Here is a 13,032-nt window from a genome sequence, read left to right as displayed (position 1 = left end):
CGCAATTTTGCTTTCATAACAGCTAAGTTCCTTCACTCTGTTCAGGATGACAGGTACATACCGTCTAAAAAAAATATCTCAATTAAAATCCAATGTTATCCCGAAACCTACACTTCAGCAGCTGAGGCAGCTTCGTTTCTTAGCACAATTTTGCTCAATTAAAACAAAGTATACCCTTGAGAAAATGCCAATAAATTTGAAAGAATTGGCAATGAAAGCTCAGTCATTTTATCCATGATCTTATCCTAATTTAAGTTCAATTCAGAAATGCATTTTTATTATGAAATATTCTTAACTTAATTCCAGAATTTTTAAACTTATTTCTGTTTTATGAAAAGAAGGAATTTTATCCTACAAACCGGTACCATACTGGCCGGATCTACTATTTTACCAACATCTTCAGCCGAAGCTTTTTTAAAAACAACATCAAAGAAAAGAGTTGCAATAGTTGGTCTGGGTATCAGGGCTTTCAGTATGTGGGGTAAATCAGTGGTTGAAAAATTTGGGAATGAAGTTGAATTTGTTGGGCTTTGTGATATCAATGAAGGTCGCTTGCGTTTTTTAAAATCAGATATGGGTGTATCCTGCCCTACTTTTACTGATTTCGATCAAATGATGCGTGAAACCAAACCTGATATTCTGATGGTAACTACTGTAGATAATACCCACCATGACTTTATTATCAAAGGAATGGAAATGGGTGCTGATATCATCACAGAAAAGCCGCTGACTACCGATGAAGATAAATGCCAGGCCATTCTGGATGCTGAAAAACGTACAGGAAAGAAAGTCAGGGTAACTTTTAATTACAGATATTCACCCCATCGGGCAAAAATTTATGAGATTTTACGTTCTAATAAGATCGGCAAGATCACTTCGGTTGACTTTCATTGGTATTTAGATACTAGCCATGGAGCCGACTATTTTAGACGCTGGCATCGATTAAGAGCAAAAGGTGGTAGCCTTTTGGTACATAAAGCATCTCATCATTTTGATCTACTGAACTGGTGGATTGATTCTGATCCCGAAGAAGTGTTTGCTTATGGATCACTCGATTTTTACGGGAAAAATAATTCGTTCAGACATACCAATTGCCGCACTTGTCCGCATACCAAACAATGCGATTTCTATTGGGATATTACAAAGAATCCTACGTTGATGAAGCTTTATGTTGAAAATGAAAAATATGACGGCTATTTGCGTGATGGTTGCGTCTGGAAAGAAGATATTGACATATTTGACAAAATGGCCGTACAAATAAAATATGCAAATAAAGTTCAAGTAAGTTACTCATTAACAGCCTATTCGCCATATGAAGGATACAGAATTTCCTTCAATGGAACCAAAGGAAAGATAGATGCATGGATTAAGGAAAAACAGCCATGGGACGAAGAGGGTTTTGATGAGATACAAATAACCAGCAATTTTGGAAAGCGTGAGATCATTAAGATCTCCAATACAGAAGGTGGACATGGTGGTGGCGACGACCGGATGAAACAGCATATATTTTTACCAAATCAAACCGACCCTTACAGACAGGCAGCAGGATTACGAGATGGAGCATTTGCCATCCTTACCGGAATTGCAGCCCGGAATAGTATCGATAGTGGCAAACCCGTTAAAATTGGAGATCTGACTAGTTTGGTACCAGGAGCAAAGAAATTATAAAAAAATAGCTCGCAAAGAGGTAGAGACGATATTGTATGATTGAAAACAAATGATCATAATTTATCTATAACCCTTAGCGTCTTTGCGTCTTTGCGAGCTAAAATCAACTATGCATGAGATAATTTATCAGTGTAAAATTCAATATTAAGGTAAGTTTAGAAAAAAATAGCTCGCAAAGACGCAAAGACGCAATTGTATGATTGAATACGAGTGATTGAAAAAGATAATGATCAAACTACAAAGAACCGATGCAAATAACCCCGATTTCAAAGAGCTCATCATTTTACTGGATGCCGGTTTAGCCATTTCGGATGGAGAAGATCATCAATTTTATACCCAATTCAATAAAACTGATCAAATCAAATATGTAATTATCGCTTACAAAAACTCAAAACCCGTAGCTTGTGGTGCGATAAAAAAATATGATGAAAACACCATGGAGGTAAAACGGATGTTTACTTTACCAGAAAGCAGAGGAACAGGACTGGCCGGAATGATCCTTTCTGAACTTCAGAAATGGGCACAAGAAATGGATTATACTAGATTGATTCTTGAAACAGGGATAAGACAAAAAGAAGCAATATCACTTTACAATAAAACGAACTTTATTCTTATTCCGAATTACGGACAATATGAAGGAATTGAGACGAGCATCTGCTTTGAGAAGAAATTGTAATTAATTTCATTGGTTATTAATCTATAAATGAACAAATTATAAGTCCGACCATTAAAAGTACACAAGCAATATTTAAATCTTGGTCATGTATTAATACAGCTTTTTGCATATTTACTTTAATATAGTGAAATACGCTATAGCATAACGCGCATCCCATAAAATGAAACTGAATTTCAATTCTATCTTTTTCAAAAAACCACTCGCTTATGGAGTAGTCTCGATACTTTCGATAGCGTTACTCAGTCATACCCTAATGAAAAATCCGGGTGGCCTCCCTCCTTCTGATCCAGACAATGGTGGAATTGCCCTTCCTGGTGGATTTGAAGCGGTAGTGGTAACAGATAGTATCGGTCCGGCAAGACACTTGGCAGTAAATGATAACGGAGATATTTATGTCAAATTAAGGTTTTCAGCAAAGGGAGGCAATGTAGCTTTACGAGATACGGATAATGACGGAAAAGCAGATATCATTCAGCATTTTGGAAACTATAAAGATGTTGGCAGTTTGGCAAATGGTATGCGTATTCATAAAGGATACCTGTACTATAGCTCTTCATTGGCCATTTATAGGAATAAACTTACTCCTGGCAAACTGATTCCAGAAAGTGAGATGGAAACAGTGCTAACCGATGACCACGGACATGGAGCACACTGGCATATTACAAAACCGGTTTCATTTGATGATAAAGGATTTATGTATGTCCCTTTTGGTACCCCCTCCAATAACTGCATGGACATGGCGAACACGCCCGGAGGAAAACCTGGGCAGCCAGGAATTTTTCCATGCCCGGAGCTTGAGCAGCATGCCGGTATCTGGCGTTTTGATGCTAATAAAATCGGTCTCACACAAAAAGACGGAACCTTATTTGCAACTGGCTTACGCAGTATTGTAGCAATGGACTGGAATAAGACAGATAAAAGTTTATATGTGCTTCAACATGGACGAGATAATTTACACCGATTATTCCCTGAACTTTATACAGCTTGGCAAAGTGCAGTATTACCATCAGAAGAGTTCTTTAAACTGAAGGAAGGTGATGATGCAGGCTGGCCATATTACTACTATGACCAGCTTCAGAAAAAGAAATTAATGACTCCAGAATATGGTGGGGATGGTAAAAAAGAAGGCAAAGGAAAAGAACTGGTACAGCCATTAATTGGCTTTCCGGGGCACTGGGCACCCAACGACCTGTATTTTTACCAGGGAGATCAATTTCCAGCAAGATATAAAAACGGAGCATTTATTGCATTTCATGGGTCAACAAACCGGGCACCCTATCCACAAGCAGGATATTTTGTAGCATTTGTTCCATTCAAAAATGGTGCTCCCACTGGCGCTTGGGAAGTATTTGCGGATGGTTTTGCCGGTGTAGATCCGATAGTGAACGTAAAAGATGCAATCTTTAGGCCAATGGGGATTGCAATGGGTCCAGATGGATCATTGTACATCAGTGAAACTGAAAAAGGTAAAATCTGGCGTGTGATGTACAAAGGAGATAAAAAGAATTTCGGCACTGCACAACTAGCAGAGATGGAAAAACACAAACTCCTTTCTCATATCCGTACTCCTGATGAAGTAAAGGATAATCTAGAAAAAGGTAAGATTCCAGAAAAGGCAAAACTATACAATACCTATTGTGCTGCCTGTCATCAAAATGATGGCAAAGGAGATGGTAACCGCTTTCCTCCTCTTGGCAGAACAGATTGGGTAACCGGAGATAAAATAAAATTATTAAATACTGTACTCAAGGGATTAAATGGAGAGATCATAGTGAATGATAAACCCTATAACGGATTGATGCCGGCTCATAATTTCCTAAAAGATGAAGAAGTGGCTAATATATTAACCTATATCAGGCAGAATTTTGGGAATACGGCATCAGCAGTGAGTGTTGAGGAGGTAAAAGAATATAGAAATGGTCAAAAAAAATAACAAAATTCAATTGATTAATTCTACGAAAAAGATGTAACATGAATTCTACTTATATTAGTCTTAATTATTTGACTAAGTGGTTAAATTAGATAATTATTTATTCGGGAATTATAAAAACGTAAAAATCAATCTCAATATAACTTAAAAAAAATAATACAATGAAACGTAGAGACGTTATTAAAGGTTTGACATTGCTGCCATTAGCCGGCGGAGTTGTTGGAAGCGCTCAGGCTGCAATGGCTGCTCCAGCTATTGCTGAAGGAGCAGGTCTTGCTGGTACTGCAACAGGATCAGCATTATTAGGTCCTGAGGTGTATCGTGCACTTGGGGTAGAGCCGGTAATTAACTGCCGTGGTACATTCACAATTATTGGTGCATCTACTTTAGTTCCTGAAGCTAAAGAAGCAATGTACAATGCTCAATCAAACTACGTTCAGTTAGATGAACTGGCAATGGGTGTTGGTAAAAAACTGGCAGAATTATCAGGAGCTGAATGGGGAGTTGTTTCCTGTGGTTGCGCAGGAGGAATAAAAATCAGTACCATAGCAGCGGTAACCGGCGGAAATCCTGAAAAGCTTGTCCGAGTACCTGATCTTACCGGGTTCGAAAAAAATGAAGTGATTATCCCACGTCATTCACGTAATACCTATGACCATGCTGTTCGAAATGTCGGAGTTAAAATAATTACTGTAGAAACACAGGAAGAACTTGAAGGCGCGATGAATTCTCGTACTGCAATGATCTATATGATGCCTACTTCACCAGGTGATACTGGTCCTCTTTCTGTTATTGCAATCTCAAAGGCTGCTAAAGCTAAAGGAGTACCTGTGTTTGTAGATGCTGCTGCAGAAGCACTTACCTTAAAACCTAACGTACACCTTGCCGACGGAGCAACAGTTGTTGCTTATAGCGGCGGAAAGGCTATCCGTGGCCCACAAAGTGCCGGATTATTATTAGGAGATAAGAAATTCTTAATGGCAACATGGCAGTCAAGTTCACCTCACCATGGTGCTGGCCGTGATAACAAAGTTGGAAAAGAAGAACAAATAGGAATGCTTGCTGCTGTTGAAGCATGGACAAAACGTAACCATCCACAAGAAGAAATTGCCTGGACAGGTTACCTTGAAACAATTTCTAAACGTGTTTCTGCAATTGCTGGTATTACCACTACTATTCGTCAACCTGAAGGATTAGATAATCGTACTCCGAACCTGAATATTTCATGGGATCCTACAAAGTTCAATGCAACAGGACAGGATATTGCAACTTATCTTTCAACAACTACTCCACGTATTGCATTAAGCGCTGGTGGTGGCGGTCGAGGTGCGGCAGGTGCTGCTAATTTAACTTCTATCAGCGTTGCTGCATTTATGATGCAACCAGGCGACGATAAAATTGTTGCTGAGCGTATATTTGCGGCACTTTCTATGAAACGTCCACCTGTACCTGAAATGAAAGCTCCATCAGCAGACATTAAAGGACGCTGGGAAGTTACAGTAGAATACTTCAATGAAACAAGTAAGCATACCTTCTATATTGAACAACAAGATTCAAACTGGCTTAAAGGTTCTCATAAGAGTACATTTACAACTAATGAATTAGAAGGCACGATAGAAGGTAATGAAGTAAAATTCAAAAGCGCATCAAAGCTATTAGCTGACAATGTTCCATTCACTTTCTCAGGAACACTTACTGGTGATTCCATGTCTGGAAGTATCCATCATGGAGAATACCTGACCTCGAAGTTTACTGCTAAGAAATATATTCAGCCAAGCAATCGTCAAAAAATCGTTGTTCCTATGGGGGCACCACTTTCAAGCTAATTGCAATCTGAATAAATAGTAAAAGCCCCGATCTCCATGAGGTCGGGGCTTTTTTATAGGGAAAATAAACCAAATATATTTTAAGAGCTGCTAAATTTCTTCAAATTAGCCTGCCAGCAGTATGCAAAGATGTGTATAAAGCCTAAATATCAATCGATATAGGCCACACAATCGATTTGTACTAATATTCCATCTTTACCCATTTGATCTACACCACAGCCACTGTAAGAACGCACAGGCTTTGGATCGGGAAAATAGTCGCCGTATACTTCATTAAGCGCTTTGATGTTTTTATTGGGCTCAGCCAAAGTCATGTGCACTTTCAAAACATTACCCATATTTGTTCCCGCACGTTCCAGCAGATCCTTCATATGTTCCAATGCACTTTTGATTTGAACCTGAATATCTCCAGGTTCTTTTCTTCTATCTGCATACCAGCCCCCAATGCCACTTACAAAAACTAAATGTCCTGAACGAATGCATGCCGATAATGGGCTTGAGCTAGGATATTTACTTGGAATCGATACTTTTTTGGGTGTCCAGTCTGATTTTTGCGTGGACTCAGCTTCAGCAGTTTTTACACTTATGGCTCCAGCCAGCGGAAGGATGGTAAGACTTTTTAAAATTTCTCTTCTTTTCATGATTGAGATTTGAGATGTGAGATGTGAGATATGAGATATGAGATATGAGATTTGAGATATGAGATGTGAGATATGAGATTTTACAATTTGCTTTTAACTTTCAGCTTTATGCCTTTAACCTAAAACCTATAACTTTTAACTTATAACGGATGTGAGATATGAGATATGAGATTTTACAATTTGCTTTTAACTTTCAGCTTTATGCTTTTAACTTATAACGGATATGAGATGTGAGATGTGAGATTGCACAATTTGCTTTCCGCTTTTAACTTTTAACTTTCTGCTTTCAGCTTTATGCCTTTAACCTATAACTTATAACTTACAACCTATAACCTACAACCTATAACTTACAACCTACAACTTACAACCTAAAACCTACCTCCACTTCAACTCCACCCCTTGCCTCACAATAAATTCTTGAAACTCAGCAAGCAATTCTTTTCCTTCACGCACTTGTTTTGGAAAAACCTGTTTTTTTAGGGAGTATGTCACTAATAATCCAACTGCCTCTCCAATACTCCATTCAACCGGATGCAGCCGGTAGCAACCATTCGTGATATGTGTAGTACCTATGTTTTTATTTGCAGGGATCAAATTTTCCATTCGTATAGGAAGTAAAGAGCCTAAAGGAATCTGAAAAGGTAATGATGAAAAATCGATGTAATTATTTCCACGACTACTGGGGTGTAGATCAATATGGTAATAGCCAATACCTACACTGTCATAAAAATCGGCTGCGATCTTACCAGCAATAGGTCCGGCAACCTGTATTCGGTTCTCTTGACCAACATGCTCTTCGAGCACAGTAAACTCAGCCTTAATACGTCTTGATTCACGAATATAAGGGTATTTTGCCAAGCCATCTTCCGTTCCCATTACATCTTTTCGTAAACGCAGCCCCGGCCAGCCCAGTTTCCCATCTGGTCGCGGAGCTTCAGTTTGAAGCCAATGAAATAAGGATAAGCTAAGCTGTTTTCCTCTTGCTACATGATGGTTGAACTCTTTCTGAGATACACCCACCAGGTTTCCTAGCGTATAATCATTCTGAGGCCAGTTTACTGTTGAGATATCCCCTTTAAAAACACCTGGGGTAAAATTATCTTTTGCAAGGATGCGACGGTAATTCCAAAGATTAAGATATGGATCTGTCGAGCTCCCATCAGGATTTAATCCCAATGGTTTTTTTTCAAGCGTTTTAGGATTGGAATAACTCAAGTCTAGTAATTTACCCGGCCATGCAGGGGTCATTTTAGGTACTAGATTTCGCCAAAAATCGTATTCAGCAGGTTTATCACCAACATTATTTGATCCAGGGACATAGTCCATTGCAAAACACATGGTAAATGCCTGCTGATTATCTGGGTCGGCTTTTAATGGTGCATGTAATTCATGCGTTTCATTTCTTGATTCGGTTCCCATTACGAATTCAGTATTGGTCATTGGCAGTAATTCACCTGTTTCTGTAGCATCTACAAAGTAAGGAGCTACTAAAATTACTGTGCGGCCTGATCTTAAACTCTGAGCTCTTAGGGCTTTTACTTTATTTCCAGAATATTCTGCCGAGCTGATCTTATGCTCAATTAATAGCGTTAATCTACCTGAACTTATAAAAGGGGCAAGCATTTGATGCAAAACAGCAAGCGACACTCGAGGTTCATGGCAAAGCGCTGAAACCGTTGCATTCCCAGGATTAAGTCTTGGCCTTGATTTTGCAACATCTGTGATGGGGTAGTTGTTTTTGTAATATTCTCTAACCGCATTTCTGTAATCGCGATAGGCTTTAGGTGCACCATGAGTTTCGATCCAGGCATGTTCATCTGGAGGTACTCCTTGCGAGGTAAGCTGGCCGCCGATCCAGTCGGTTTCTTCAGTCATGATCACATCTAGTCCGTTTCTTAAAGCAGATAAAGCAGCTGCGCAGCCTCCAACACCTCCTCCAGCAATCACTACATTTGCAGATAGCTCAGAGGAATATTGTTCGCCCGCAGCACTTGCAGCGAATGAAATAGTTGGGAATGAAGTTAAAGCTCCTGAAGCCAACCCGGTAGCTCCAAGCCCTGTGAGACTTATAAAATTTCTTCTTTTCATATATTTTCAGTTTTTGACTTATAGCCATTAAGACCAAAAAAAACAATGTATAAATAACAAAGAACCGGAATCATGAATGCGATTGCCCATGTTGAATGATCCTTTAAATAACCTTGAGAGAATGAGATAATTGCACCACCTGCAATGGCCGTTGATAAAATTCCTGATGCTTTGGTAGTGTATTTTCCTAATCCCTGAACGGAAAGTGAGAAAATAATTGCAAACATCACTGAATTGAATAATCCTACGCCAATCATCGACCAAACGGCTAATGTACCTGAGGTATTAACAGAAAGAACTACCAATACTATTGCTGCAGCGGCACATATGGTCAAAACAATTGAAGGTTTTACCGTTTTCAAAAGATAGGAACCAATCAAACGTCCAACCAGCATACCTCCCCAATAATAAGAAACATATGAATTTGCATCTTCAACACCCATATTTAGGGTATCGGCAATGTAATTTGTTAAAAAAGTACCTATAGAAACTTCGGCGCCTACATACGCAAAAATAGCCCATGAACCAAAGTTCAAGTTACGGAAAGAGAAGATACTTCTTCTTTCTTCGGGTGTAGCCAAAATACTTTCGGCCCCAGTGCTAATCTTTGGTAATTTCAAATTATAAACTACCAAGGCAATGCAAATGAGCAAGGCTGCGATTCCTAAATAAGGGTATTTTACCGCATCGCTAGAAGTACCTGATTCCTGTAATCTAGATAAAATGTAGTGAGCGCCAAAAATGGGCGCTATGGTAGTTCCAATAGATCCTACCGCCTGGATTAGAGTAAGACGAGAAGATGCAGTTCTAGCCGGACCAAGCGCTGTTATATAGGGGTTTGAAGCTACCTGTAATACCACAACACCTATTGCTAAAACAAATAATGCCGCTAGGAATAAATAATAAAGATGCATATCGGCAGCGGGATAAAATAACAACGAACCCATTGCTGCTATGGCGAATCCAAGAACCATTCCATTCTTATAACCAATCTTTTCAACGATCATCCCAGCTGGAAATGACATTAGACCGTAAGTCAAGAAAAAATAAAACTGAACCAATGATGAATCTGCATAGCTCAAAGTGAATCCCTCTTTGAAAAAAGGCACCAAAGTGTCGTTCAAACAGGTAATAAAACCGTTCATAAAATAAAGAACAGCGAGTGAGATGAGTGCAGGCATGTAATTCTGACCCGAATTCTCCTGATCGGAAACTACACTGTTTTGTAAAGGTATATTTGCCATAATCTATTAAGTTTTTAACTTTATGCTTTCGGCTTTAAGCTTTGAGCTTTAAGAGCTTTGAGCTTTAAGAGCTTTAAGAGCTTTAAGCCTAAAAAGGTGTTATTTAGAATACTTTGCGTCTATTTTCTCTAAGGTTTTCCAGCATTGAAATAACCCTCTTGGAACATGAAAACAACCTTTCCATTTACCTCCTTTAAGTGGAAGTAATACTTCTCCCCTACGGTTCAGGTAACCAAACCACTCGCCTTTTTCGGCATCTGGAAAATGGGACCATGTGTAATTATGAACCTTTACAAACCAATCCCAGCATCGCTGATCGCCGGTATGGTGAAATCCTTTCAACAAACTGATTAACGTTTCTATGTGTACCCACCATAATTTCTGATCCCATTCCAATTGCTGTGGAGGATGCCCTTTCACGTCCATGAAATATAAAATTCCTTCAAATTCCTTATCCCATCCATATTCAAGAATGTTAATGGTAATATCCACTGCTTTTTTAATGAGTGCTTGGTCATTTCTACGTTCTGCAATATCCATAATGAACCACATAGATTCTAGTCCATGTCCCGGATTAACCAGACGTCCTTCAAAAGAATCAGAAAACGTACCATCTGGCTTCACATTTTCTAAAATAATGCCCAAATCATCCTGATAAAAAATGTCCATCACAGAATGTATACCATCATTTATGGTCTTTTCAATTAAGTTTCTATCCAAAAGATGTTCCAGTTCAAGTACCAGATTGCAAAGAATCATTGGTAATGAAAAACCCTGCAAAGGGCGAGTACCAGGATAGGCTTTATTATATTTTCCTTTCGAATCATCCTTTTTGCGAAGGATATTATTAAAGGTATCAATTGCAAGCTTACCATATTCTTGTGTGCCGGTAGCTTTATAAAGCTGTGCAAAAGCCATTGCGGCAAAGCAATCTGAAAAAATATTATAGGGCTGTATAAGCGGCTGTCCTTCACGGGTGAGTGAAAAATAAAAATTTCCATTTTCATCCTTTCCATGTTTTTTCATGAATTCGGCACCCTGAATAGCAAAATCAAGCCATTCTTTTTTCTGTTCCACTTGATTGTACAACATGCTGAAGCACCAAACCTGCCTGAACTGTAACCAAGCAAATTTATCGGTATCAAACACATTGCCATCACGGTCAATACAGGTAAAAAAACCTCCAAATTCACTATCTCCTGAGTTTTTTAACCAAAATGGAATAACATCTTTCAAAAGATTATCTTGATATTTTTCTGCGTATTGTTTGTAATTCATGAGTTTAACTTTAAGATCCTAGCAATTCTGTAATTGATCTATAATTTTTCCCTAAATAATAGAAAATTTACAAGAAAAGCCAATTGTTTTGGTATAATCGAAATCAAATATGCTCGTATTATTCTTATCGGATATAATGAAAATCAATCTAAAACCTGCAAATAGATCAGTGCCAATGCTGCGATACTCATTAAAATAAGAGCGGTAAAACCCATGAAATTCGAAAATTTATTATTGGTAAATTCGCCCATAACCACCTTATTATTAGCTATATGTAGAATTATAGCAATTAAAACCGGAGCGGTTAATCCATAAAGAATGGCAGACCATAGTAGGGCTTTTATTGGAGAAATTCCAACATAATTAATTAACAACCCAAGCACCAAAGATATTCCAGCAACTACATAAAATGCTTTTGCCTGGTGAAATTTTTTATCCAAGCCCCCCTTCCATCCAAAAGACTCTGTAATGATGTACGATAATGAACCACACAATACCGGGATGGCTAATAATCCGGTCCCAATTACCCCGAGTGCAAAAAGCAAGTAGGCCGCATCGCCTGCCAAAGGCCTCAGGGCCAATGCTGCCTGTTCAACAGTTTCAATGTTATGTATGCCGCTATTAAATAGAACTGTACCAGAGGTAAGAATAACAAAGAACATGACAATATTTGAAAATAACATGCCAAAATCAACATCCTGTTTAATATCGTCTAATATTTTCTTGTCAATAATAATTTTCTTCCTTTTGTGAATATTGTCTTCTGCCACCATGGTTGCCTGCCAAAAGAAAAGATAAGGAGAGAGTGTTGTTCCAAGTATTCCGACAAGAATACTGATGTATTTTTTATCAAATGCGATTTTTGGGATTAAAGTACCCTTTAAAATAGCGAGCCAATCCTGTTTGTACAAAAATGGAACGATCAAATAAACCAGAAGAACTATACAAAGATATTTGAGGATAGAAGCAAACTTTCTGTAGGGTAAATAGATAATAAGTATAAAAAGCAAAGCAGTAAAACCAATGCTAAAAAACGCTGCAGGGATAGTCGGAACTAAAAGATTCCCTACGGCTCCCATACCTGCAATATTTGCTCCGATATTCATGACTATGGCTGGGAAACTAAATAAAACCATCAGGTAAAGAATCGGTCTGGAGTAATGATCTCGTAGTGTGCCTGTCAATCCTTTAGAAGTAACTAAACCAATTCTAGCACACATTTCTTGGATTGCGGCCATCAATGGAAAAGTGATCAATGCGGTCCATAAGGTTGAGAGTCCGTATTGTGCCCCCGCCTGCGAGTAGGTTGCAATTCCTGACGGATCATCATCACTGGCACCGGTTATTAATCCAGGTCCTAATTTCTTCCAAAAAGAACGAATTGTAAAGAATAATTTCTTTTTTGGCATGAAAATTTAGTTTTAAATAATGTTCATTAGAAAAAAACCAATAATGATAACATAAAGAACAACAATAAACTAACTCAGACCAATAGAAAAGGTTTTCTATCTGTATTGAAATGGTTTATTTCTCAAAAGGCATTTGATTTATATAAGGCTGTTGAACTGTAGAAATAAAGCCTTCATTCATTCCTCTTAACCTCCTAATATACCTAAATAGCTGATCTTAGAACTAGAATTCGAAAAGGAAACATAGAGGTTTACTATCTGCATGAAAAAGA

General features: G+C 38.3%; 9 protein-coding genes. 4 read left to right on the top strand and 5 right to left on the bottom strand.

The genetic code is table 11. The features are described from left to right. Positions 1–330 precede the first annotated feature (330 nt). The 4 genes from ACIQZ6_RS01865 to ACIQZ6_RS01850 all read left to right on the top strand — a co-directional run bounded on the left by ACIQZ6_RS01865 (position 331) and on the right by ACIQZ6_RS01850 (position 6,100). Entirely contained in the window at positions 331–1,668 is a 1,338-nt protein-coding gene (locus tag ACIQZ6_RS01865; protein WP_395807629.1) for a Gfo/Idh/MocA family protein, read from the top strand. Between the two features lie 226 nt (positions 1,669–1,894). Beyond that, positions 1,895–2,344 (top strand): GNAT family N-acetyltransferase, encoded by a 450-nt coding sequence (locus tag ACIQZ6_RS01860; protein ID WP_395807627.1) that lies wholly within the window; start codon positions 1,895–1,897, stop codon positions 2,342–2,344. A gap of 160 nt (positions 2,345–2,504) precedes the next feature. Further along, entirely contained in the window at positions 2,505–4,277 is a 1,773-nt protein-coding gene (locus ACIQZ6_RS01855) for a c-type cytochrome (RefSeq protein WP_395807625.1), read from the top strand. A 158-nt stretch (positions 4,278–4,435) separates the two neighbouring features. Beyond that, positions 4,436–6,100: a hypothetical protein gene (locus ACIQZ6_RS01850; protein WP_395807623.1), complete on the top strand. Its 1,665-nt coding sequence runs from the start codon at positions 4,436–4,438 to the stop codon at positions 6,098–6,100. Positions 6,101–6,249: 149 nt separating this feature from the next. On the opposite strand, the gene ACIQZ6_RS01845 is transcribed toward ACIQZ6_RS01850, so the two are convergent. The 5 genes from ACIQZ6_RS01845 to ACIQZ6_RS01825 all read right to left on the bottom strand — a co-directional run bounded on the left by ACIQZ6_RS01845 (position 6,250) and on the right by ACIQZ6_RS01825 (position 12,760). Next, positions 6,250–6,741 (bottom strand): RidA family protein, encoded by a 492-nt coding sequence (locus ACIQZ6_RS01845; RefSeq protein ID WP_395807621.1) that lies wholly within the window; start codon positions 6,739–6,741, stop codon positions 6,250–6,252. Between the two features lie 375 nt (positions 6,742–7,116). Further along, positions 7,117–8,829: an FAD-dependent oxidoreductase gene (locus tag ACIQZ6_RS01840; RefSeq protein ID WP_395807619.1), complete on the bottom strand. Its 1,713-nt coding sequence runs from the start codon at positions 8,827–8,829 to the stop codon at positions 7,117–7,119. Continuing rightward, positions 8,826–10,073, bottom strand: coding sequence for a sugar MFS transporter (locus ACIQZ6_RS01835; RefSeq protein ID WP_395807617.1), 1,248 nt, complete (start codon positions 10,071–10,073; stop codon positions 8,826–8,828). The genes ACIQZ6_RS01840 and ACIQZ6_RS01835 overlap by 4 nt, the downstream gene beginning before the upstream one ends. A gap of 99 nt (positions 10,074–10,172) precedes the next feature. Continuing rightward, on the bottom strand, positions 10,173–11,351 hold the full coding sequence (locus ACIQZ6_RS01830) for an AGE family epimerase/isomerase (protein WP_395807615.1): 1,179 nt from the start codon (positions 11,349–11,351) through the stop codon (positions 10,173–10,175). 143 nt (positions 11,352–11,494) lie between these two features. Then, positions 11,495–12,760: an NRAMP family divalent metal transporter gene (locus tag ACIQZ6_RS01825; RefSeq protein WP_395807613.1), complete on the bottom strand. Its 1,266-nt coding sequence runs from the start codon at positions 12,758–12,760 to the stop codon at positions 11,495–11,497. Positions 12,761–13,032: the final 272 nt, after the last annotated feature.

It is taken from the genome of Daejeonella sp. (assembly GCF_044348475.1).
Taxonomy (GTDB): domain Bacteria; phylum Bacteroidota; class Bacteroidia; order Sphingobacteriales; family Sphingobacteriaceae; genus Daejeonella.
The sequence above is the reverse complement of the archived record's forward strand: the minus strand, read 5'-3'. Positions and strand labels throughout refer to the sequence as shown.